Here is a 21,897-nt window from a genome sequence, read left to right on the forward strand (position 1 = left end):
AGCTGATCAAGGGGATAACAACATGGAAGGAGAACTCCCTTCCGGGAGCACCATCCCCATGAACAACGCCAGGTGGTGGGCGAAGGCCCTCCGCATCGCCGCCGCCGTCCTGACCATGGCCGCACAGATCATCCTGGCCTGCGTGAGCTGATCGCCCACTCGGCCCCGTCCACCGCGGTCCTCCACTCGGGTCGCGCGCTTCGATCCCCGTCCACCTCAAGCCGCGCCGCCTTCGGCGCACAGGAGAGATCCCCATGTCTGAGAACACCCAGAACGCCACGTCCGCTGTCTCCTCCTACGTCCTCCGCGTGTTCGCGAACGAGTCCGTGAAGAAGGGCGCCGCCGCCGCCGTCGCGGGCCTCCTGGTCGCGGCCGTCTCGGAGGCGATCTGGCCCTCGCGGTGAGCGAGCTGATTGGCGAGGCCCTGCTGGAGCTGCTCCGGCACGGTCTGCCCCGGCGCGTGCCGACGGCTGCGAACATGCTCGACTGGCTCCGGGAGGCGGCAACCCCGCCGCCCGGTGTCGAGCTCTTCAGCGCCGACGGCTCAGCGTTCACCGGCGTCGTGATCGTCGACCGGAACCGGCCGATGTTCATGCTCGCCGCACGGCAGGGCCCAGCGCCGCGCATCCACATGGGCCCGTCCGCACCGCCCAGCGCTCCGCGCTACGGCTCGCCCTACGGCCAGCGGTCCCTGTTCGACGAGGACGACGAGCCCTACTGGCGCGACGGCCATGCCGGCTGGCCGCGGTAAGGCTGGCCTCGGAGCTGAGCACCGAGCCGTTCCGCTCGGGGGAGAGCTCGCGGCACCGGAGGCCGAGCTGCTCCGCATCGTCCTGCGGGGCCAGCGCATCGCGGACCGGCTTGCCCGCGCCCCTGGCGGCTGGCGAGAACTGAGCGAGCACGAGCTGGAGCAGCTCCGGCTCACGAAGGTCCAGCGCCGCGCCGTCCTGGCGTTGCAGCAGCTCATCCGCAGCGGCTACCCCTCGCTGCCGAAGCACAAGTTCTCGTGCTCGGCGGACATCGCCCGCATCTACGCCGACCGGCTGGGCGGGCTCGTCTACGAGGTGATGCTCGGTCTCGCGCTCAACGGCCGGAACGAGTTCGTGGCCGAGCTCGAGCTGGCACGGGGCGGGAGACACGGCGCTGCGCTCACGATCGCCGACGCGCTGCGGCCGGTCATCCGTGCCGGCGCCAGCGCGTTCGTCCTCGTGCACAACCATCCGAGCGGGGATCCGATGCCCAGCCCGGAGGACATCGCTCTCACGACAGCGATGAAGACGGCTGCTGACCTCGTGAGCATTCCTCTGGTCGACCACATCATCATTGGAGGTCGCGGCGGAGGATTCAGCTCCATGCTCGACCTCTGCATCATCCAGTAAGCAGACTGCCGACAAAACGTATCGACTTCATCGTCGCGCTACGCTGGCCCACAGCAGTGCTGACGCCCCCTCTTTCAAATCCTGACCCCGCAGGGCGCCCGCTGGCACGAGCTCTCGTGCTCCGGGCGCCTTTCCGTTTTTTGCAGAAAGGAACATCTCATGCGCATCAACGGTCGTACGCTCCGCCCCTCGACCCTCGCCGAGCGCCGTCTGCTCCTGTCGCTCGGCACCGCCTCCCTGCGCGTGCCGCGCAGCATGAATCCGTTCGCCGTCGCCCGGCGGCTGCGCCGCGCCGCGCTGGGCAACAGCCCCGATCACGACTTCGCCCGCGACCTGGTCAAGGCGAAGAAGCGGACCGACCAGCTTCCGGTGCCCTCGCCGGACCTGGATCTTCCGGTGCCCACGAACCCCGACGAGGGCGTGATCGTCCATGGCCGGGCGGCGTAGCGGCCTGGCTGGCTTGGAGCGCGTTCTTCGCGCGTTCGAGCCCGGGTCGCACAACATCGGGGATTACGTCGCCGAGCACGACGAGGAGCTCGCGGGGCTGCTCGGCGTTGACGCCGGCGAGCTCCGGGCGCTGGCCGGCCAGCTCGATGAAGAGGCGGCTCCACGGGTTCGGGCGCTCCTCCAGCAACGAGCTGAAGCCCGCACGCTGCGTCATCAGGCTGCCCGTCGTGATGCTGTTTTGGCGGCAGCCCAGCGGCTTGCCATGACGGCAGTTTGGCGGGAAAGCTCGGCTCTCCTGGATATGAGCCTCCTCCTCGGCGACCTGCTCGCAGATGTGACTATCCAGCACATCAGCCTGATGAGCCGTGCCTTCGCGGTACATCTGCCCCGCAAGAAGCTGGTCGAGGTGGCAGATGTGCTTCCGAGACAGTTCGCGGATCTGGTGAGCTGGGTGGACCGGGCTGGGCTCCACTTCCGCTGGCGTCAGGGGCGGGGCGGGCTGAGCCTCTACTCGCAGGTGGTGCCAGCCAGCGAGTCCGCCCACGTTCTGCACGTCAGCATCCCGGCTCCTGCCATCAGGAAGCACGGGCCAGCTCCAGCTTCCCCGGAACGCCGAAGCCAGGACACCCCGCGCCCGAGCTCCACGAATTCAGCGTCCGCCATTGCTCGCAGCACGAGATGGCTCGCCGAGGCGCTCACCGAAGCTGCGTTCTCGGCCTAGCAATCACTGCGGTCCATCATCTTCTGGTGGACCGCAGCTCTGGGCAGCGTGCGGGTCGAGCCGCGCAGCGCCCGCTTCTTCTCCGCCACCACACACTCACTCTCCACGACAAGGAGTCGACACCATGAACAGCGCACCGGCGACGCTCGAGCGCGCCCAGCGGCGGCTCGCAGCCGCGGGAGGTCGCCACATCGGCGATCTCATCTCCTGGAACACCGACCGCATCGATGTGACGCGCGAGGCCGCGCGCCGCGTCTTCGCTACCGAGGGGCTGGGCCACCTCATCCCGGACATGGATCCGGCCACCGCGCTCTCGCGTGCCGCCGCCGAGGTGAAGCGCCCGCCCGGCATCCTCGTCCGGCCCTTCGCGCGGCCCAAGGGCGACACGAGCGCCGCCGTGGGCATCTACGTGCAGAAGACCCGCGAGGGCGAGGCCGGCGACGAGTACGTTTGCGGTGCGCGCTGCCGGGTCGACCGGCACACGGGCACCATCGTGGGCCTGCCGCCCGACGGCGCGCCCCCGATTGCGGAGGCGCTCGCGCACGCCGAGGCCATGGCCGCCCACGGAAATCACCTCGTCACGCATGCGGAGACGCGGGACATCTCCTTCGCCATGGTCGCGACGGCCAAGGCGCTCTCCGGCGTGCCGATGCGGGACCGAGGCGGGTTCTACCTGCTGCCCCCGTCCACCTGCGGTGCATGGCTCCGGCTCCGGCCGGGGCTCGAGCAACTCGGCGTGAAGCCGATCCGGATCGAGATGCACGACGCCCCCGACAACGTCGCCGTCGCCAGGGCGGCGGCGCAGGGCGCGCTGGAGGCGGACGTGGCGGAGCTCATCGCAGACCTCGACAAGGCAGCCTCCGACGGCATGCGCCAGAACGCGCTCGCGCGGCGGGTCGAGCTCTGCAAGGAGCTCACGGCCAAGGCCGAGCTCTACCGCGGCGTGCTGGCCGGTGTCGCCGACCGGATCACTGCGCGGGTCAAAGAGCTCCAGCACAGCTTCCAGCTCCAGCTCGACGGCGGAGATGGCGTGTCGTTCACCATCCCCGTGGTCAACGACTGAGAAGGCCGAGTTCACCAAAGGGGGCGCCTCGCCGTGGGTGACGCCGCGGCGAGGCACCGGTGCAGCATACCCGCTGCGCAGATACACGAGGTGATGATGAAGTCGACAACCAACAACTCGGTGGATATGACGTCTGTGCGGCACAGGTTCCGGACCGCGCGCGACAGTTTGCTTGCCGCCTTCCGGGAGCGCGAGAACGCGGTCGAGTGCATCCTGCTCGCTGCTCTCTCGGGCAATCACGCGCTGCTGGTGGGCCCTCCGGGCACGGCGAAGAGCGCCTTGTTCTTCGGGTTCCTGTCGTGCTTTTCGGACGCGCGGAAGTTCCAGACGCTGGTGACAAAGTTCGGAACCGAGGACGAGTACTTCGGCCCGGTGAAGCTCAGCGCCCTGAAGAACGATCTCTGGGAGCGCAACCTCGACGGCCGGCTCGCCGGGGTCGAGTGCGCCTTCCTCGACGAGGTGTTCAAGGGGTCCGATTCCGTGCTCAACGCCTTCCTGTCGGCGATGAACGAGCGGCTCTACAAGGGCCGGCCGATCCCGCTGCGGATGCTGGTCGGCGCGTCGAATGAGCTGCCTGAGGAAGAGAACCTGGCGGCGGTGTACGACCGCTTCTTGCTGCGGGACTTGGTGGAGTACGTGCAGGCGGACGCGACCTGGATGCAGCTCGTCGCGACGCCGCCCGCCTACACGGCATCGGCCCAGATCAAGCTCGCCGAATGGGACGCGGCGCGGGCGGACGTCGGCCGGGTGACGCTGCCCGAGCGCATCGTGCAGGAGCTTCTCCGCATCCGGAACGAGCTCAAGGCCAACGGGATCGTCGTCTCCGACCGGCGCTGGATCGCGCTCACCCGCGTGCTCCGTGCCGCCGCCTGGCTCGACGACTGCGCCGAGGTGGAACTGGACCACCTCGCCGTGCTCCGGTACGGGCTCTGGCAGAAGCCTGACGATCGCGCTCGCGTCGTCGCCGTGCTCGACACGGTGGACCGGAGCGCGGTGGCCAAGGCGATCGCGGTCGTGGACGAAGCCCTGCGCGCGTACGCCCACCGGCCCACGGAGGCGGCGGCCTACCTGGAGGCGCTCCCCAAGCTCGCTGCCGACGTCACCGATGCGGCCAAGCGAGTGCAGGAGCAGCTCAAGGAGGGCGTGTCCCGCCGGGCGCAGGCGCGCATCCAGCCGAAGCTCGACGAGCTGAAGAAGGTCCACGACGCGCTCAAGGCCGACCTGGCGAAGCGCTACGCCTTGTAGGAGGTCGCGATGGGGACCTTCCTCCAGGCTCGGCGCGCACACCGCGCCGTGGCGGTCGCAGCGGACCAGGATGCCGCTGCGGCCGGGGACCTCTGGAACGCGATCGTCGGGGCCGGGAGCGAGCCGCTCGCGGGTTCCTTCGCCGAGGCGGTGCAGGACACCGCACCGGTAGAACACGCGGCGCTGCTCGCGTCCGACGACGTGGCCGCGGCGTACGCCTTCGAGCGGCTGTGGAGCTGCCTCCCTGCCCTGCCCCCCAGGGCGTCGCCCTTCGAGCTGCGCGGCGTCGCCCGGGAGAGGTGGGCAGTTTTCGATGCGCAGGCCCGGCGCACCGAGCACCTGGCCGGGGGGTTTGGCTGGGACGTCAGCGCGGCGTGGACCCACGCGCGCGATGTCGAACTCGCCCACGGGGACCTCCACCAGATCGAGCGCATCGCTCGCCTCGCTGGCCGCATGTACGCGGCGCTGCGGGGTGCCCGGGCCAACCGGGTCCACGACGTGCCCGCGGAGGTCTACTCGGTCGAGCAGGGCAACGACGTGTCCCGTCTGCTGCCGGCCGAGCAGGTGCTGCTCACGGAGCCCGTCCTGGAGACGGTGGTCCTGGAGCGGATCGCCTCCCGCCGGGCAGCGCAGTACGCCGTGCGTGGCGAGGCGAAGAAGTCGAAGGGGCCGCTCGTGATCGCGCTCGATGAGTCCGGGAGCATGCACGCGGCGCGGAACGAGTGGGCGAAAGCCGCGACCGTCGCGCTCTGCCGGGTCGCGTTCGACGAGAAGCGGCCGGTCGCCGTGGTCCACTACTCGACCTCTACCGTGGTGCAGGCCATCAAGCCCGGCGACACGGAGGCGGTACTGCGGATGGTGCGTCACTTCCTCGGCGGGGGAACGGCCATCGGCCTCGCGCTCGGCATCGCCGTGCAGCAGGTCCGGCAGCTCGCCCGGCGGGGCCATCAGGGCGCCGACATCATCCTCGTCACCGACGGCGTGGACGGGGATCAGGCGGCTCAGGAAGCGGCCCTCCGCGAGGGCCTGGAGCTCGGGGTGCGGCTCTGGACGGTGGCCATCCAGTGCGAGGTGCCCGAGACCTCGCCGCTCCGGGCCAAGGCCGCGCACTACATGCGCCTCGGCGGCGCAGAGCTCGCGAAGGGGGAAAGCGTCTCTCTCCTGGCCGGCGCCACGTAATCCCAACCGGAGGAAAACAAGATGCCGGACAACGACGAACTCGAGTTCGAGGTCATCGAGGCGTACACGCGCGCCCAGGCCATCGCGGATGGCACCCTGGTGGACGTGACGTCAACGGCCCGGGAGATGGGGATCAGGCTTCCCGCCGCCGTGACGCACTCCGTCTGGGCCCGCTACGTGATGCTGACGCCGGCTGCGCGGCAGGCCGGCAACGACGAGCGCGGCCGACTGTGGGATGTCCTCTGGATGTTCCGCGCGGCGGCCCAGCGCGCACCGGAAGCAAACGAAATCACCTTCTCGCTGTACGTGGTCACCGACTCCGCCAAGCCCTCGCTGGTGGAGCTCAAGGCGGTCTGCGGTCCCGGCGACAACGCCGAGCCCGTGATCACCATCATGCTGCCGGAGGAGGATTGAGACTACGCAGCTTCGGGCCGGTCCCGGAGCTGCACCCCTGCCTCTCCTGCAGCTCTCACGTGCTGCGCACCGTCTCTGTGACGCAGCAGCGCGCTCACTCAGTCTGAAGTAGTGCAGCCCGCGGCGACGGCAATCGCCCGGGCTGCATGGCCGAAACCTCGTGCCCCGAGGTCCCGACATGCTGAATGTAGTCCGCCCGCCCTCCGCGGGCCAAGGGGGCCGTGCGGCTTCGCGCCGGCGCCCTCGCTCCCGTCCGCCTTTCCTGACCGACACCGACGCGCTCCGGCTCACCGCCGTGCTCCGTAACCCGCTGGGGCTGTACGGCTCCCGCTCCTCGCCCGCCGGACGCATGGGCGTCCGCGCGCGAAGCCGCCGGCACACCCCCGCGGACCAGCGCTGCTCGCCGCCAGCCATGGCCAGGAGCGGCGCGTGAGCCGCGAGCGCAAGGGGGACCGCCGTCCACCCGCCGCGCCACATCCCCCGGCCCGACCGAGCATCGCGGAGGTCATGGCGGAGCGGGCCTTCATCGTGGCCACGCTCATCTCCTGCGGCGTCCCCGCGCGCGACAGCGCCGACGTCGCGCAGGCGGTCGTCCTGGGCGCGTGGAAGGCCATCGAGGCGGGCCGGTATCGTCCCGACCCTGCCGCGAACGCTCGGCAGGTGCTCCGCCGCTGGCTCCGCGGCGTCGCGTGGCGGCAGGCGACCCACTACCTCGGCAGCGCGTACGTGCGTCATGAGGTTCTGCACCATGAACCGCTCGGCCTTCTGCGCCAGGTCGTGGATCTGAATCTCGAGGCGCAAATCCAGGCGCGCGCCGAGATGGAGGCGCTCCTCGCGCTCTGGCAGATGCCGTTCTGGGCGCGCGAAGTGATCGCCCTGGCGGCTCTGGGCCACGGAGGCGCCGAGATCGCGAGTGTGCTGCACTTGCACCTCGGAACCGCCGCCAGCCGGCTCCGCCGGGCTCGCAAGCTGCTCGCTCGCATGCGCAGGCGAAAGGGGAGCCGATGAACCTCCGAGATCCCAAGCACCGCATGAGTGTCACGTTCCCCGGCAAGCCAGTCACACGGTGCGTATCTCCACACGACATCGAGACCTACCTGGAGTCGAAGGGCTACCAGTCGGCTCTCTCGGTAGAGCGCAACTGGCCCAGGGACATCCCCTACGCATGGTTGCCGCCCAGGTGGCCGCACCCACAGACCCCGCCGATCCACGTCCAGCCCCGTGTGGTCGTGGGCGCGCGCCTCTGCTCGCAGCCGCTGGATAAGGTCATCGAGGCCATCGCGCACAACGAGGGGCGCACGCCCGGCGAGGTGCTGCGTGAGATCGCCGTGCACGCCCAGCTGCAGCATGGCGAGTAGCTTCTCCGCCCCACCTTGACGGCGTACAGCGCGCCCTTCCTTCCAAGGCGCGGCACCTGTGCCGAGACCAGAAGGACCGGACCCCTCCTCCCTCAATCATCCACATCTTCGGATTCGGCCTCGGCGCGCAGGAGCCTGGCGCGCCGTCCTCATCTCGAGCAGGCCAAACTGGAGGCAAACCACCATGACAGAGACTCGCCAGTACCCGGCGGACGACGACACGTGGGACGGCCGTACCGAACGCCCGCCACCGAACGACGCCATCCAACTCGACGATCCCAGCTACATGCGCAAGTGGCTCACCGCGCTTCGGGAGCAGGTGGACCAGGGCCTCAACGCGACCGAAGACGCCACGCGCCCCGTCCAGGAGCGCGTTCTCTCCAGGCACGAGGCGCGCCGCCGTATCGAGAAGGCGACGGAGACCATCTACAACCTGCTCGACGCTGCTGAGCGCGGCCTCCCCTGACGACCGCTCACGCAAAGGCGCCCGCCTGCGCAGGCCTTGCCTGCTGCGCGACGCTCTCCTGTCTCGGCAACCCCCTCTTCAGCAAAGGACCTTCCCCATGAACGCTCACGTTAGCAAGGCCCGCGCCGTCCAGTCCGTGGTCGGCGCCATCGAGAAGCAATTCGGGAAAGGAGCCCTCATGGCCCTCGGAAGTGGTGACAGCATCCCCGAGATCCGGGTCATCCGCACCGGCTCGCTCGCGCTCGACGCCGCCCTCGGCGTCGGCGGGTACCCCCGCGGCCGCGTCGTCGAGATTTACGGCCCGGAGTCGTCCGGCAAGACCACCCTCACGCTGCACGCCATGCGTGAGGCCCAGCGGACGGGTGGCGTCGCGGCGTTCATCGACGCCGAGCACGCGTTCGACGTCACCTACGCGCGGGCCATCGGCGTCGACACCGACCGGCTCCTCGTCTCCCAGCCGGACAGCGGCGAGCAGGCGCTCGAAATCGCGGAGATGCTGACCCGCTCCTCGGCCGTCGACATCATCGTCATCGACTCGGTTGCCGCGCTCACGCCGAAGGCCGAGATCGAGGGGGACATGGGCGACCAGCACCTCGGGCTGCAGGCGCGGCTGATGAGCCAGGCCCTCCGCAAGCTCACGGGCATCGCGCACCGCACCGAGACCACCTTGATCTTCATCAACCAGCTCCGCCACAAGATCGGCGTCGTCTTCGGCAGCCCCGAGACGACCACAGGCGGCAACGCGCTCAAGTTCTACGCGAGCGTGCGCCTCGACGTGCGCCGGATCGGGACCGTGAAGGCGGGCGAGGACACGGTCGGGGCTCGCACACGGGCGAAGATCGTCAAGAACAAGCTGGCGCCGCCGTTCAAGGAGGCGGAGTTCGACATCCGCTGGGGCAAGGGGATCGACGCCGCCGGCGACCTCGTCGACCACGGCCTCACGACCGGGGTGATCCAGAAGAACGGCGCGCACTTGGCCTTCCGCGGCGAGCACATCGGCCACGGGCGCGATCGAGCTCGTGAGGCGCTGCTCGCGAACGGGACGCTGGCCGCCGCTGTGCGCGCCGGCATCGAGGCGGCCGGGCATGAGCCCCAGGCACGCCAGCGGGTCGAAGCCGCGGGGACCTGAGCCCTCGGCAGCGACGACCAAGAGCAGGTGGACAGCCCGCTGCGCCAGGCGGCGGGCTGTCTCCCCGCCCCCGAGGTCCCGCCCGCGGTCATCGCCCGGCGCGAACGGGCTCCTGCCGGGTGGACTGCGCCTCGCTGGAGTTCCCCGCGACGGCCGCCGTTACCGTCGCGCGGCTCAGGCCGCGCTTTCCCATCAGCAACCGAGGAGAGATCATGCTCCAGAAAGTCCGAATCCGGGGCTTCAAGACGATCGTGGACGTCACGTTGGAGCTCGGGAGGTTCAACGTGTTCATCGGGCCGAACGGCGTCGGGAAGACAAACCTGCTCGAGGGAATCGCGCTGCTCGGTGCGGCTGCGCAAGGCCAGGTGGAGCCGGACGCCTTGAACGCACGCGGGGTGCGGGTGACGCGGACCCAGCAACGCACCCTCCTCAGGACATCAGAGCGCCGGCAGACGAAGGTGATCATCGAGGCGTGGGCCGAGGAAGCCCGCTACGAAGCCAGGCTTCAGGAACCCAAGACTTGGTCGTGGTCATGGAGCTTCGCCCGTGAGCGACTCGTCGAGGACAGCGAGGAACTTGCCGTCCGAAAGCGCAACGTGGGGCGCTTGGTGCTGGATCGAGAGACCGGGAACGCGGTCCCGATCAAGCCGGAGCATGACCGTGGAATCGCCCCGTTGGTGTGCGCGACGCATGGCGAGGGGCCGCTCAGCGCTCTGCTTCGTGCCCTGGATCTGTTCGCGATCTACAGCCCGCACGGATCCTCCCCTGAATCGCTCAAGGGCGTGTTGTTCGAGTGCGCCCCTGAGCTGCAGCGAGAGCGTATCGTCTGGCGACGGATCGTCGACGAGGTGCGCAGGCTCGCGGAGTGGGCCGAGGATGTGTCGGACGAGGGCGTCAGCTTCTCTGACCGTCATCTGCGCCGCGATGCGCGATGGATCTCTACCGGCGCCGCGGACGACGGCACGCGCCTCATCCTGTACACGCTCATGCTGCTGCTGCTCCCCGAAGGCCCGTCCGTCTTGGCCTTCGAGAACGCTGACCACGCGCTGAGCCCGCGTCTGGCGCTCCGGCTCGCAGAACGGGTGCAGCACATCTTGCTGAACGAGCCCAGACGGCCGCAGGTGCTCATGGTCACGCAGCGGCCGGAGGTGCTCGATGCGCTCGACCTCGGGGACGACCGGGTGCGTCTCTTCATCGTGGCTCGGAACAAGAGCGGGGCGACGGAGGTGGGTCGGGTCGGGTACAGCGACGCGCTCGCCAAGTGCACGGAGAGGGGGATGACGCTCTCGCGGCTGTGGCTATCCGGCGCGCTCGGCGGGATGCCCAACCTGTAAGCGCAAGCTTTAACCGAATCACCAGTGCAACTTCGGAGCAGGCGCGGGGACAAAAGATTCGAAGGAGAAGCTACACGCCTCTGTCTGATTCCAGGCGCGGGGAGCAGGAGGACGGGCGCAGGCTCCCGCCGTTCTCCTTCTTTAGCACCTCCTTCGCAAGTCTGTTGCCCCGATGCCAGCGCCCCGAGGTCCTGCGCCCGAACAGGACGAAGATGACTTGCCGCTCGTCACGATGCACCGCCGCGCCATGGTCCAGACGACGGTGGCCAGCCGCACGAGGTTGACGTCCGCGGCCGCTGCGCTGATCCTTCTGTGGTGCCCCAGCAGATCACCAAGGCCCAGCCTTATCATGCCGCCACGTGCTCCCCTGCCCCTCTGTCGCGGGCTCCGCATGCCCTTGCGTCGGCGCTGCTGCTCCTGTCGTGCGCCAGCCCCTCGCCGTCCCTGGACGCGCCCGCGCCGGGCCCGCTTGCATCGACCCCCGCGGGCGTCCCCTCCCCGACCTCTCCCGTCACCGTCCCGCTGAGCGCTCCCCCGAGGCCCGACGCACCGCTCAAGCTGCACCTCGTCGCCCTCGCACCGGGCCGAGAGGTGGATGCGGAATCGGCCATGCTCGTCCCAGCAGGCGCCGTGGCGTTCGCCGAGCTCGGGCAGAGTAGCCACTGCATCATCGACAAGGATGATGTCCGTTGCGATCCTCGCCATCTCGTGACCACAGGGAAAGGCGTGGGCCTCGTTGGTATTCCGTTTGCGATGGCAGGTGACTTCCCGACGTCCGCATGGCTGGCCAGCGCGGGTGCCGCAGGAGGCGATGGCGGTCGCCGCGATTGGATCTACCGCTGGCGCGGCGATCGCTGGGAAGAGCCGAAGGACAACGTGGTCGTACGCTGCATCGGGATCGCTCGGTGGAGCCAGGGCCGGCCCTTGGCGCTGGTCGACCCTGGCCGCTCGCGGTCCAAGCAGAAGCGCACATCGGTCCGCTTCCAGGTACTGGAGGGACGAGCCGGCGATTCGCTGCCCGAGCTGCCGGACCTCGGCTACAGCCACTTCCGCTGGGGTTTCACGGCCTTGCCGGGCGGCGAGATCTTCGTCCTAGGGACGACCGGAACCGCACCGCCGAGCGACTCTGCCCAGGCGGACAGCGCTCCAGCCATGGATCCCACGCCGGGCAACGTCATCGTCGAGCGGTGGGCGGCCGGCGCGCGCAAACCCGTGGTCGTGCGCATCCCAGGCCTGCACAGCGACGTGAAGGATCTCGAGAAGGTCAACTACAACGGCATCTTCTCGGCGCTAACAGCCGGCGACATTTTTGTCGCCGGGATCCGCGCTGACGATGTCAACAGGGAGGTCAAGGGTCCGGTCGACCCCAAGCCTTACCTCCTGCACTTCGACGGCGCGTCGTGGTCGATCGTAGACACGCCCCTGCACAAGCCCGTGCGCTCGATGGCGCGGACGCCCGATGGCGCGCTGCTGGTGGCGTCATACTCGGAGCAGGTCTACGAAGGCGAAGTATGGCACCGGTCGCCAGCCGGTACCTGGACGCGCATCCTCGTACCACCGGTGCAGAACGGGCGCGACACGGAGCACGTGCAGCCGCTCTCCGTGTGGGTCGCCCCTGGCGGCGACGCGTGGGTGCTCGCAGCGCCCCCGCTCAAGAGCAAGACGAATACCGCGGCGCTTTATCGCAGCCGCCCCGTGTCCAGCCCGGTCACGCTACCCGGCCCTCACGAGGTCGAGAACGCATGGCGGCAGCTCGACGGCAGCGGCGCGCCCTGAGGGGTGGCTCACGACGCCGACTTCGCATCATCGCTCTCCTCGTCGTAATCCTCGAATAGCCTGGGTACCGTCACGACGCCGAGGTCCTTTCGCGTGTACGCCTGATCCCAGCGAAGGCTCCGGAGGCGACTTGCGATCCCAGCGTGCATGGCGTCCTTCGGTTCTGCGATGAATTCGTTGTTCTTGGGGGAGGTATAATATCGCTGCACAGAGCGGGCCGTCCCGTCCTCGAAGGAGGCAAGCGCGAGGACCTGCGTCCCGCTGACAGACACCTTCTTGTTGTCGAGCGGCTTTGCGGCGATCTGCTTCAACGTCTGCCGCCCCGCGAGCATTGCCTCTACGAGCCTGCCACGTGTCGGAACATAAACGATCCACCAGCCCTGCAGGTTTTGGTAGCCAGGAAGCTTCCGGAGCGACCAGAGGTACTTCGCGATGGTGAAGTTGAGGCTCGCGTCATTACCGTACATCCGGAGCAGGCGGCTGATGAAGTACACGTCGTCGTCATTCCTGGTCGGGTTGCGCGTTGTCAACGCAAACCGGGCGAGCCCCAGCGGACGTGCCTTCTTCAGATGACCTTCCACATGGCTGCCGAGTGGCGCAGGCGGACTGGGTAGAACACCGAGCCCCGTGTGGATGAGCTTCGTGGCCACCTGCGGGATCAACGGGTCGTCGTAGTTGCCCTTGTAGGCGAATATCTTCATCGCGTCCACGCCGTCGTGCCGGGGCGGCCGGCCACGAAGCATGATACCCAGGCCACCCGTATCGAAGAACTGCGCGAGACCGGCGTCCTTGTGGATGCGCAGGACGAAGGCGATGTGCGCACCCTCGATCTGCTCGCCCTGAGCGTTCTCTCCCTTCGGATTGAAGGAGTAGACGCTCCCGGGCGTCAGCTCCGCCGTCTCGATGGCTTCAGCGATGACCTTCAGGTCCTTGCGCTCGGGGTTGTTGTCCTCCCCCGAGGCGTCGGCCCCCTTCGCCCCGGCCCACTTGGACGGGCGGTACCATCGCTTCTCCTTCGGTCCGAAGATCTTGAGCGAGCCGCACGGCCCGGCGGTCTCACCGGCGCCGCCGATGTCGCTCAGCTTGAATCCACGAGAGATGGCCGCCAGGGTCGTGAGGTGCTGGCACGCCGCGACGACGGGCACGGCCGGGTCCTCACGCCCCACCTCGAGCCAGGGGTACACCTTCGGATCATCCAGATACTCTTTGTAGTAGAGCGAGCCCGGCCCGTTGTAGGCCGTACCGAGCATCAGCTCGGTAAAAGCTCGCGCCCACTTTTCCTCGTCTCCCAGCGCAGGCAGCCACTCCTTCTCGTGCCCGTCGGGCCCCTTCCACACCTCGTCCAGCCCGGTCGGACACTCGAGGCGCTTCCGGACCGCCTCGAGCACCTGGCCCAGCGTCGCGGCATCGACCGCCGCAAACGTCTCCGGGTAGCTCGCGGCGTCTGCCGGCGTGGTGGTGTTCAGCGCCACGCACAGCCTCGGCGGCGCGATCTCCAGCGGCAGGGAGGCGTGCGCGTCGTTCCCGAGCGGCGCGGTGACGTCCTGGATGGCGTTCGGATCCGGCGCTGGTGCCTGCTCCGGGGGAGGCGGCGGCGAATCGGCCGGCACCTCCTCTCTCCTGGGCAGCTCCTTGAGCCGGAATTCGTAGGTCGTCTTCGCGTTGTCGTCGTGACCATCTGCCCCCGGCGGAGTCCACGCCTCGTAGACGCCGTTCACGGCCGGATCGGGTTCGTGGATGGGGCGAAAGGTCTGGTAGAACTTGTTCGCGCCGATGAACGGGTTGTCCCACCCGACCTCGAGCATCGCGTCAGCGCCGATGACCTCGAAGACGATCCAGCCCTCGGTGCCGGTCATGAACCCACACGACTCGGCGTTCCACGAGAGGGTGCCCCCTGGCGGCACCTCGATGACGTCGGGGAGCTCCGGGTTTAGCTCGCCGTGCGTGAGCTTGCGGTTGCTCGACCGCAGGCGCCGCTCGCTCTTGTTGATGAGGGTGCAGGACACGCTTCGGGATGCCATGGCCGTTCCTCCGTGCTCGCGTCAGTGCCCGTGGATCTCACGGAGCTTGGCCTGAGTCGCCTCGTCCAGCTCACCGTTCGCTTCGAGATCGTGATCGCGCTGGAAGTCGCGGAGCGCGCCCCGGGTGCCAGGGTCGAGCGCCCCGGAGAGCTGCCCGCCGTAGTAGCCGAGGTTCTTGAGCCTCGTCTGCACGCCCAGCGGCGTCGCGGGCTCCGGGATGTCCTTGAGCCGGATCCGGTAGCGTACTGTCTTTCCGGTGGGGCGCTCCTCGAGCCAGAGAGTCAGGCTCGCGAACTCCGCGTCCACCGGCAGCTCTTCGTGCAGGAAGCCGTCTCCGTCCGTCTTCCCCTCATACCTGTTGCCGAGCACGACGAGGAGATAGTCCTTGTTCGCATACGGCTCAAGGAGGCCGTCGGTCAGGCGCAGTCGGAGCGGCCTGGTCTCGATCGGCACGCCCTCCGGGGACAGTCGGTCCGGGTCAGTGCCCTTGCAGTTCAGCATGACCCGCGTGCCGTCGACATGGGCGTCGTCATCGAGCTCCAGGCTCGCCTTGGTCGAGAAGAAGCGCACCGTCTTGGCGACGAGCTCGGCCTCCTCGCCGAGCGTGAGCGACGGCCCCTTACCTGTAATGGTCGTTGTCCTGGTGCCAGCAAGCGAGAGGTTGGCGGACTCGATCTTGATCCCCTCCTTCGTGATAGAGATAGCGCTGTCCCCACAGCAGAGCGTGATGCCTTCGTCGGCACGGACGATGATGTTACGGTTGCTTGCCACCGTGTAGTCGCCCCAGGCGAAGGCGCTCGCCTCGCACGGGCTCAGCTCGCTCCCGACGACGCTGCTCGCGCCGCCGCCGACCTCCAGGTGGTAATCGCCCTTGATCGTCGAGAACCGGTGCTGCATCACCGTGTCGTGGTCGACGCCGTGCACCGTGATCGCTCGGTTCTCGCCGATCGCCTGCCGGTAGCTCTCGCCGACCTCCTCGATCCGGTCCCGGGCGACGCGCTCCACGCGGCTGCCAGCAACGTCCTGCCGCAGGTCACCACCGACCTGGAGGTTCTGGTCAGCGGTCACGTTCGTCGCGTGGTTGTTGCCCACCTCCTCGTGGAGGTCCCGCGTCGCGATGAGCCGGACGACCTCGGCGCCGGCCCTGTCCTCGAAGGAGAGCTCGTTGGCGCCGCCGCCCCCTGGCGAGCTTTGCGTGCGGATCCCGCTCTGCGTCTTACTGCCCGGCAGCTTGAAGGGCACCGGATGGGTCGCGTTGGAGACGGTGCCCATGACGACGGGACAGTCCTGATCGCCGCCCAGGAACGTCACCAGCGCTTCCATGCCCACCCGCGGGACGAACTGGGTTCCGAAGGACGTACCCGCCCATGCCTGCGCGACGCGGATCCAGCACGAGGAGCGCTCGTTCCGCTTGCCGTCGAGATCCCAGTGGAACTGGACCTTGATACGCCCGTATTCGTCCGTGTAGATCTCTTCTCCCGGTGGCCCGACCACCGTGGCCGATTCGAGCACCTGCCGAAGCACCCGCTTGGGCCGCTTCGGCCGGAAGGGAGTCGTCGCGGGCACGCAGGTGAAACGGTTCGTGTACACCTGCGTGACCTGCTCGGTGGGTGTCGTCATGCCCGCGTGCTCGGGGACCTGTCCCTCATGCTCGACGCGCGTGACCGCGTACTCGCCCGAGAGGCCGGCGGCGACGTCGGCCTCGAGCCGGAAGCGGTGGCCCGGTAGAAGACGACGGGAGGAACTGGCGCCCTCGCCGCTCGTGGCCCCGCGACGGTGCTGCTCCAGCACCGTGCGCGCGCGGGCAGGATTGACCTCGGGCTGGTCGTACTCGCCGCGATGGGCGTACACGCGGAGCTCGCCGACGGCGCTGTCGACCCGTCCGGTGGAGGACACCGGCATCGCGGAGCCCTGCGTGGCCACGCCGTCGGCGCTGAGCTGCGCCTCGGCGCGTAGATCGAGCAGCGGCCTTTGAAAGTCGTAGTCCCTGAGCAGGGCCCGGGTCGGACGAACCGCGCGGCGGACGGTGAAGGCGCGGACACTGTCCTCCGCTTCCTCCAGGCCCGAAGCGTCGCGCAGTACGAGGCACGGCGGCGCATCGGTCACCTCATCGTTCAAGCCGCCCGGGATCGCCGGGTAGGCCTGGACGCTGTCTGCGAAGATCACGGTCTCGCTGAGGCCGCCGATGTCGCCCGCCGCCGGAAGGCGCGGGTGCTCGAACCAGAAGAAGATGCCCTCCTCCGCAAGCAGCCGGCGGACGAAGACCTCGTCGCTTTCCTGGTACTGCACGCAGTAGGCGCGGATCGGCGAGGGGCGCTCGAGCTTGAACGTCCTCGGGATCGAAGCCCCGTCGAGCACTGCCGCCACGATGTCGGGCACGGTCATGTCCTGGAAGACCCGGCTCGTGATCCGGTGCTTCAGCAGCCAGAACCGCGGCACGATGCGGACGCGATACGCGCGACGGTCGCGGCTCGGCTGTCGGCTCTCCGGCTGCACCGAGGCGACGATGCCTTGCACGAGGCGTGGAGGGAGGCCGTGGTTCTGGATGACGAAGGTCGCTGGCTGGCCGAGGATCCCGGCCTCGAGGAGGTCGGTGCCGGTGTCGACGAGGACGTGTACCTCGAAGGAGAAGGTACGGGAGATCTCCTCGCGGCCCCGGAAGGAGGTGACGTCGAGCGCCCTCCCCCGGAACGGGCCGGTCCAGAGCTCGAAGAGGGATGAAACTGCGGGCGCGGGGGGACGGAGACCGGCGGAGGAGGGCGTGGAGCGGGGCGGGTGCACCATGGTGGCGGCTACGTTCTTCGGAGGTAGATCGCGACGAGGCCGTACAGTGAGCGATGCTGCTCCTCGAGGCGGGGTCAAAGGTCGCGATCGTGGTTGCCGTTCCGGACCAGAGTCAAGGCCAATGAGCGCTGGGCCGCTGGACGTGGAAGGCGTAGGCTCGGACGATGGTAGGCAAGCCCGCCGCGAAGCAGGGTGACAAGATCGTCGGCATCGACACGCACCTGGTGATGGTCCCCTCGCCCGGCGGACCTGTGCCCACGCCGATGCCGATGCCGTTCAGCGGAACGCTGGGCGGCGATCTGAGCCGCGATGTCTTGGTCGAGGGCAAGCCAGCCGCGATCCAGGGCAGCACCGCGACGAACGCGCCCGCCCACCTGCCTGCCGCGGGTACCTTCCAGCGCCCTCCGTCGAACCAGGCCAGGGTCCAGGCAGGGAGCAAGACGGTGCTCATCAACAACAAGCCGGCAGCGCACCTCGGCGATCCGGCGCTGACCTGCAACGACCCGGCCGACGCGCCGAACGGGAGCGTGATCGCCGCCGGGACGGTGCTGGTCGGCGACTAGGGCCAGGAAGATGGCCGCCGCCAGCAAGCCCTCAGCGCAGGCGCCCGGTAGCCGCTCCGCAGAGCGCGTTCTGAAGCGTGCTTGTGGAAGGCGGCCGCGTGCGTAGAGTCGCCGTGCGATGACGAAGCGACGGAGCGAGGAGGAGGGAGTCGAAGTCCCGAGCCTGACGACGGCGGTGCTGAAGCTGTCAGCGCCGCACGTCGCATGGCAAGGCCGCCAGGACGCCCCCGCCAGGGCGAAGAGACGCCCGCGTCGTGCGGCTGAGCAGGAGGAGCGCGCAGGAGCGGCCGAGGCCGCCGGCGCGCGGCGCCGCAACACTGCCGCCCAGCCGTCCGCGGAGGAGGTGGGCGAACGGCGGCCGACCCGAGGCGCGGACAAGCCGCGCCGAAGCGAAGCGACCCGGAAACGCCCCGCCAAGACGAGCTCGACGGTGGCGGGGCGAAGCGACGACAGCACCGGCTCGACGAGCCGACGCACCTCGGCGCGGACGCGGAAAGGACGCGCGCCTGGCTCGGCCGCTCCGGACGCGACGAGCGCTGTGGGCGCGACGCAAGCGGGCGACGCGGCGCGATCAGCGGTCGCGGAAGGCGAGCCGCGAGCCGGTGAGCCGAGCCAGGTCCAGGTACTTGAGCCGCCCCTCGGCGATGAGGCGTTGTCGCGTCGCGACCCAGTTCTTGGGACTCAGGTCGAGGATACGACTGAGCGGATAGCTCGGAGCGACGGTCAGGATCTCCTGCAAGTACAGCTCGGGGTCGAGCCCGTGCATCTGGCAGGTCGCGATGAGCGACGTGATGGCACACGCCCGGACAGCATGCTCGTCGCTGCCGTGGAAGAGCCAGTTGCGCCGTCCCTTGACGACGCGGCGCAGAGCCCTCTCGGAGGCATTGTTGTGGATGGGGATCTCCCCGTTGGAGAGGAACTCGCAGAGCGCCTCCCTCTGGTTGTGCAGATAGACCAGCCCTTCGCGCAACGGCGAATGCTCCGGGACGACCTGCCGCTGCTCCTCGACCCAGGCGAAGAGCTTCTCAATCAGCGGTGCGGACTCGCGCTGCCGGATCTCGAGACGCTCGTCCGGGCTGCACAAGGCGCATTCCTCCTCGATGCGGAAGAGGGCCTGGATGGTCTGGAGCGCGAACGCCGCCTCCTTGCCGGCCCCGGCCTTGAACGCCTTGAAGAAGCGCCTTCGTGCATGGCTCCAGCAGCCAGCCTCGCGCGCCTTGCCCGGCCCGAACAGCACGTTGTGGTTGGCCGAGGCATCGGCGACGAGCGTCCCCTGGTAGCCGCCGAAGAGCTTCGCGACGGTGGGGCCATCGTACGTCGGTGTATAGCGGAACAGCACGCCATCGCCCGGCGCGACCAGGACGAAGACATGCCCATAACGGTGCTTGTCCTTGGCCCGGATGGCGGTGCCCGTCGCATCCATGGCGAACCACGACCTCGAGAGCGCGTCGCTCCAGATGGCATCGGCGATGCGCATCGCGATGCTGCCACAATCGTACTGCCAGCGTGTCATGTTGCCGCGGCCGATGCGGAAGCCGTGGCGCTCCGACTCCACCTCTTGCCGGTAGTAGGGCGTGTGGTAGTCGAGCTCGTGGACGAACAGGTGGGCCAAGAGGCTCGGATCGGCAAGGCATCTGTCGATCGGGCGCTCCGGCAGCGAGGCGATCTTCACCGGTCCGCCGCTGTCCTCCGCAGCGTCCGACTCGGGCGTGTAGCGTACGAGGACGCCATCGACGAAGGGGCTTTGCTTGAAGCCCGTGTCCGCGGGGATCCCCAACAGCTCGTGCTCCCGCACGACGAGGGGCTCGTCGAGCTCGCGCGTGAAGGCCGGCCCTGCGGCTGGCAAAGAAGCACGCTCCTCGCCCGCTGCGCGGCTCGCCGCCGGTGCCTCCGCCTTGGCCACGTACTTGGGGCGACGCCAGACGATCTCCACGGGGCCGCCGCGCCGGTGGCCGATAACCGAGCTGTCTTCGACGCCCACACGCTCGAAGCGCTCGATGCCTTGGAGCAGCACCTCCGGCGGCAGCGTCTCGATGATCACCCTCGGGATGACACCGATGCGACGGCGCCCGTGCTCGTGGCGCTTAACTCGCTTGCCACCTCCGGGCTCCGAGCTGGAGCAGGACTCTGCCGTCGCCGCGCGCTCCGCCGGGCTCGCGGGGCCCGGCGGCGGGCTGCTGCCGTCGCTCGGAGCCGCATCGGGCGAGGCGCTGTGGGTCTCGGCCTGCGACGAAGCTTGAGCCGGACAGGCGTCTGGCTCGCCGGCCAGCGAAAGCCGCAGCTGGTCAGGCGAGACCTGCTCGGAGACGTGGCGCCGGAACCCGATCTCCAAGGTCCGAATCGTCTCCTGCAGCTGTCGATTGTACGCCTTGAGCGACTCGACGGAGCGAGCGAGCTCTTGGGCCTGCTGCTCCGCCGTAGAGAGCTCGGCCAGCCTCGCCTCGAGCTCCTGCACCCGCCGGAGCAGCGCGTCGACCACCGACGCGGGCTCGGCGGGGCTCCCCTGTCCTTGTCCCCTGGCCTGGAGATAGCCGAGCACGAGCGCCGCGCCGTCAAGGCGCTCTGTCTCCACCGACTGCGGCAGCTCGGTCTCACCGAGTCGTGTCGTCGAGGTCAAAGCGCGCCATGGATGCCCCCTCCGCTTGCTCTTGGCAAGTACCTTACGTAGGCGCTTTCCGCTGTTTTTTGATGGGAATCTTTCGTCGAAGATGGGAAGGCGGGACAAACATGGTGCGCCCTCGGCGCCGCGCTCTCGCGAGGTCTTCGGGATGATGCAACTCGCGCCCTGCTCCATCTCCGCATCGGGCTGAGCCGGCCGCCATCGGGCCGCGCTGGCGCCGGCAGCGCGGTGGACGAGCGCCGGCGCAGACGCCTCAGTGGACTACCCGGCGGCGGCTTGCAAGCTCTTCCACGGGTAGGCCGGCGAGCAGTTGCGCGAAGTCCTGTGCTGACAGCTCGATGCACTTGCCGTCGGCCTCGGTGAACGAGGGCAGAGCAAACGCACCCTTCGACAGACGCTTGTACAGAATTGTATACCCGTTGCGGTCCCACCAGAGTGCCTTCAGCCGATTGCGCCTCTTGTTAAGGAACAAGAACAGCGCACCGCTGGCTGGGTCCAGGCACAGCACCTGCCGGGTGATCGCGGCGAGCCGGTCGAACGCGCCACGCAAGTCCACTGGACCGACCGCCAGATACACGGCTATTGTCGCGGGGGTCACTGCCCCCTCCGCAGCGCTTCGATCGCTTCCACGAGGTCGCGCGCGCCTATCCCACATACCTGCATCCGCGTCCCATCGGTAAATGCGACGTTGAGCCGCAAAGGCGGCGCCTCTCGGCGGTCCGGGCGCACCACGACGGGCAGGAACGGAACATGCTGAGCCGCCTTGGTGGTCGCTGGCAACGCACCCTCATCTGCGCGCTCACCGCCAGCCACCCATCGGTCGGCAGTCATCTTGTGGACACCGAGCTCCGTGGCGATCTCGGTCGGCGTCGCCCCCGCCCGGGAACGCTCCCGGGCGTACGCCTCGGCTCGCTCTCGCAGCTCGCTCGGGTACTTCCCTCGGCTCTTCTGCTCTCGATACCTCGACAGCTCCGCACGCAGCTGCACCAGCTCCCTGCTTCCTGGCATCGCACGCTCCTCTTCGCTCGGCGAGGGCACCACCCTCATCGGACGTCGCGTACCGTGCAACCGAAGCTGGCCAGGGGAAAGACGCGGTCTGCGGAGCGGCTACGGCGAGCGTGCTCGCGGTATCGCGACGGCGCAAGGTGACGTCCGTCGGGCGGTTACGGGCGTGCTTCCGGGAACGCCTGCGCCCGAGCGCGCGCCGGCCCCGGGCCGTGGGCCGACGCCGCCCCGCGCCCACCATCGTCGACTCCGGCGGGAGCCGCAAGGGCCCATGCCCTTGGCGATAGCTGGGTGGTTACTGCGGGAGATCCATCGGGCTGCCGCCGCCATCGCGCTTGGCTCCGGGAGTACTCCCGGCCGAGGCCATCGACGTCGCGGGGCGCTACCGCGGGC

The 21,897-nt window shown here is 68.9% G+C and carries 22 protein-coding genes; 17 read left to right on the plus strand and 5 right to left on the minus strand.

Annotated elements, in window-relative coordinates; genetic code table 11:
* The first annotated feature begins 22 nt into the window (after positions 1-22).
* The 16 genes from WMF26_RS24940 to WMF26_RS25015 all read left to right on the plus strand — a co-directional run bounded on the left by WMF26_RS24940 (position 23) and on the right by WMF26_RS25015 (position 12,511).
* On the plus strand, positions 23-151 hold the full coding sequence (locus WMF26_RS24940) for a hypothetical protein (RefSeq protein WP_438002347.1): 129 nt from the start codon (positions 23-25) through the stop codon (positions 149-151).
* A 103-nt stretch (positions 152-254) separates the two neighbouring features.
* Positions 255-404, plus strand: a complete 150-nt coding sequence (locus WMF26_RS24945) for a hypothetical protein (RefSeq protein ID WP_434043944.1) — start codon at positions 255-257, stop codon at positions 402-404.
* Complete coding sequence (locus tag WMF26_RS24950; RefSeq protein ID WP_438002348.1) at positions 401-751, plus strand: hypothetical protein; 351 nt, start codon at positions 401-403, stop codon at positions 749-751. Before WMF26_RS24945 ends, WMF26_RS24950 begins: the two co-directional genes overlap by 4 nt.
* Positions 732-1,379, plus strand: coding sequence for a JAB domain-containing protein (locus WMF26_RS24955; protein WP_438002349.1), 648 nt, complete (start codon positions 732-734; stop codon positions 1,377-1,379). The genes WMF26_RS24950 and WMF26_RS24955 overlap by 20 nt, the downstream gene beginning before the upstream one ends.
* A gap of 159 nt (positions 1,380-1,538) precedes the next feature.
* Positions 1,539-1,826 carry a hypothetical protein gene (locus WMF26_RS24960; protein ID WP_438002350.1) on the plus strand — a complete coding sequence of 96 codons (288 nt, stop codon included), beginning with the start codon at positions 1,539-1,541 and terminating at the stop codon, positions 1,824-1,826.
* A 13-nt stretch (positions 1,827-1,839) separates the two neighbouring features.
* The gene (locus WMF26_RS24965; protein ID WP_438002351.1) at positions 1,840-2,547 is read left to right on the plus strand and encodes a hypothetical protein; all 708 of its coding nucleotides are present in this window, start codon (positions 1,840-1,842) and stop codon (positions 2,545-2,547) included.
* Positions 2,548-2,671: 124 nt separating this feature from the next.
* Positions 2,672-3,610, plus strand: coding sequence for a hypothetical protein (locus tag WMF26_RS24970; RefSeq protein ID WP_438002352.1), 939 nt, complete (start codon positions 2,672-2,674; stop codon positions 3,608-3,610).
* Between the two features lie 93 nt (positions 3,611-3,703).
* A complete protein-coding gene (locus WMF26_RS24975) occupies positions 3,704-4,855 on the plus strand; it encodes an AAA family ATPase (RefSeq protein WP_438002353.1) in 1,152 nt (383 codons plus the stop codon).
* Positions 4,856-4,864: 9 nt separating this feature from the next.
* Positions 4,865-6,034, plus strand: coding sequence for a vWA domain-containing protein (locus tag WMF26_RS24980; RefSeq protein WP_438002354.1), 1,170 nt, complete (start codon positions 4,865-4,867; stop codon positions 6,032-6,034).
* 21 nt (positions 6,035-6,055) lie between these two features.
* Positions 6,056-6,448 (plus strand): DUF6573 family protein, encoded by a 393-nt coding sequence (locus WMF26_RS24985; RefSeq protein WP_438002355.1) that lies wholly within the window; start codon positions 6,056-6,058, stop codon positions 6,446-6,448.
* Positions 6,449-6,877: 429 nt separating this feature from the next.
* A complete protein-coding gene (locus tag WMF26_RS24990; RefSeq protein WP_438002356.1) occupies positions 6,878-7,456 on the plus strand; it encodes an RNA polymerase sigma factor in 579 nt (192 codons plus the stop codon).
* Entirely contained in the window at positions 7,453-7,806 is a 354-nt protein-coding gene (locus WMF26_RS24995) for a hypothetical protein (RefSeq protein WP_438002357.1), read from the plus strand. Before WMF26_RS24990 ends, WMF26_RS24995 begins: the two co-directional genes overlap by 4 nt.
* Before the next feature lie 184 nt (positions 7,807-7,990).
* Positions 7,991-8,272, plus strand: coding sequence for a hypothetical protein (locus tag WMF26_RS25000; RefSeq protein ID WP_438002358.1), 282 nt, complete (start codon positions 7,991-7,993; stop codon positions 8,270-8,272).
* A gap of 97 nt (positions 8,273-8,369) precedes the next feature.
* Complete coding sequence (gene recA, locus WMF26_RS25005; RefSeq protein ID WP_438002359.1) at positions 8,370-9,401, plus strand: recombinase RecA; 1,032 nt, start codon at positions 8,370-8,372, stop codon at positions 9,399-9,401.
* Between the two features lie 212 nt (positions 9,402-9,613).
* Positions 9,614-10,735, plus strand: coding sequence for an AAA family ATPase (locus WMF26_RS25010; protein WP_438002360.1), 1,122 nt, complete (start codon positions 9,614-9,616; stop codon positions 10,733-10,735).
* Positions 10,736-11,365: 630 nt separating this feature from the next.
* On the plus strand, positions 11,366-12,511 hold the full coding sequence (locus tag WMF26_RS25015) for a hypothetical protein (RefSeq protein WP_438002361.1): 1,146 nt from the start codon (positions 11,366-11,368) through the stop codon (positions 12,509-12,511).
* Between the two features lie 8 nt (positions 12,512-12,519).
* On the opposite strand, the gene WMF26_RS25020 is transcribed toward WMF26_RS25015, so the two are convergent.
* Positions 12,520-14,532: a hypothetical protein gene (locus WMF26_RS25020; RefSeq protein ID WP_438002362.1), complete on the minus strand. Its 2,013-nt coding sequence runs from the start codon at positions 14,530-14,532 to the stop codon at positions 12,520-12,522.
* Between the two features lie 21 nt (positions 14,533-14,553).
* A complete protein-coding gene (gene tssI / locus WMF26_RS25025; protein WP_438002363.1) occupies positions 14,554-17,316 on the minus strand; it encodes a type VI secretion system tip protein TssI/VgrG in 2,763 nt (920 codons plus the stop codon).
* 164 nt (positions 17,317-17,480) lie between these two features.
* On the opposite strand from tssI, the gene WMF26_RS25030 reads away from it, so the two are divergent.
* Positions 17,481-17,879, plus strand: a complete 399-nt coding sequence (locus tag WMF26_RS25030; protein ID WP_438002364.1) for a PAAR domain-containing protein — start codon at positions 17,481-17,483, stop codon at positions 17,877-17,879.
* A 571-nt stretch (positions 17,880-18,450) separates the two neighbouring features.
* Here WMF26_RS25030 and tnpC read toward each other — a convergent pair.
* The 3 genes from tnpC to WMF26_RS25045 all read right to left on the minus strand — a co-directional run bounded on the left by tnpC (position 18,451) and on the right by WMF26_RS25045 (position 21,546).
* Positions 18,451-20,496, minus strand: coding sequence for an IS66 family transposase (tnpC, locus tag WMF26_RS25035; protein WP_438002365.1), 2,046 nt, complete (start codon positions 20,494-20,496; stop codon positions 18,451-18,453).
* Between the two features lie 256 nt (positions 20,497-20,752).
* Entirely contained in the window at positions 20,753-21,076 is a 324-nt protein-coding gene (tnpB, locus tag WMF26_RS25040) for an IS66 family insertion sequence element accessory protein TnpB (RefSeq protein ID WP_437954403.1), read from the minus strand.
* Between the two features lie 17 nt (positions 21,077-21,093).
* Positions 21,094-21,546, minus strand: a complete 453-nt coding sequence (locus tag WMF26_RS25045; RefSeq protein ID WP_438002366.1) for a helix-turn-helix domain-containing protein — start codon at positions 21,544-21,546, stop codon at positions 21,094-21,096.
* Between the last annotated feature and the right edge of the window lie 351 nt (positions 21,547-21,897).

Origin of the sequence: Sorangium sp. So ce185, from assembly GCF_051526825.1 — a bacterium.
Taxonomy (GTDB): domain Bacteria; phylum Myxococcota_A; class Polyangia; order Polyangiales; family Polyangiaceae; genus Sorangium; species Sorangium cellulosum_D.

Coding starts and splice junctions, on each gene's coding strand:
- WMF26_RS24940 (WP_438002347.1), top strand. CDS start 23: ATGGAAGGAGAACTCCCTTCCGGGAGCACCATCCCCATGAACAACGCC.
- WMF26_RS24945 (WP_434043944.1), top strand. CDS start 255: ATGTCTGAGAACACCCAGAACGCCACGTCCGCTGTCTCCTCCTACGTC.
- WMF26_RS24955 (WP_438002349.1), top strand. CDS start 732: ATGCCGGCTGGCCGCGGTAAGGCTGGCCTCGGAGCTGAGCACCGAGCC.
- WMF26_RS24960 (WP_438002350.1), top strand. CDS start 1,539: ATGCGCATCAACGGTCGTACGCTCCGCCCCTCGACCCTCGCCGAGCGC.
- WMF26_RS24970 (WP_438002352.1), top strand. CDS start 2,672: ATGAACAGCGCACCGGCGACGCTCGAGCGCGCCCAGCGGCGGCTCGCA.
- WMF26_RS24975 (WP_438002353.1), top strand. CDS start 3,704: ATGATGAAGTCGACAACCAACAACTCGGTGGATATGACGTCTGTGCGG.
- WMF26_RS24980 (WP_438002354.1), top strand. CDS start 4,865: ATGGGGACCTTCCTCCAGGCTCGGCGCGCACACCGCGCCGTGGCGGTC.
- WMF26_RS24985 (WP_438002355.1), top strand. CDS start 6,056: ATGCCGGACAACGACGAACTCGAGTTCGAGGTCATCGAGGCGTACACG.
- WMF26_RS24995 (WP_438002357.1), top strand. CDS start 7,453: ATGAACCTCCGAGATCCCAAGCACCGCATGAGTGTCACGTTCCCCGGC.
- WMF26_RS25000 (WP_438002358.1), top strand. CDS start 7,991: ATGACAGAGACTCGCCAGTACCCGGCGGACGACGACACGTGGGACGGC.
- recA (WP_438002359.1), top strand. CDS start 8,370: ATGAACGCTCACGTTAGCAAGGCCCGCGCCGTCCAGTCCGTGGTCGGC.
- WMF26_RS25010 (WP_438002360.1), top strand. CDS start 9,614: ATGCTCCAGAAAGTCCGAATCCGGGGCTTCAAGACGATCGTGGACGTC.
- WMF26_RS25020 (WP_438002362.1), bottom strand. CDS start 14,532: ATGGCATCCCGAAGCGTGTCCTGCACCCTCATCAACAAGAGCGAGCGG.
- tssI (WP_438002363.1), bottom strand. CDS start 17,316: ATGGTGCACCCGCCCCGCTCCACGCCCTCCTCCGCCGGTCTCCGTCCC.
- WMF26_RS25030 (WP_438002364.1), top strand. CDS start 17,481: ATGGTAGGCAAGCCCGCCGCGAAGCAGGGTGACAAGATCGTCGGCATC.
- WMF26_RS25045 (WP_438002366.1), bottom strand. CDS start 21,546: ATGAGGGTGGTGCCCTCGCCGAGCGAAGAGGAGCGTGCGATGCCAGGA.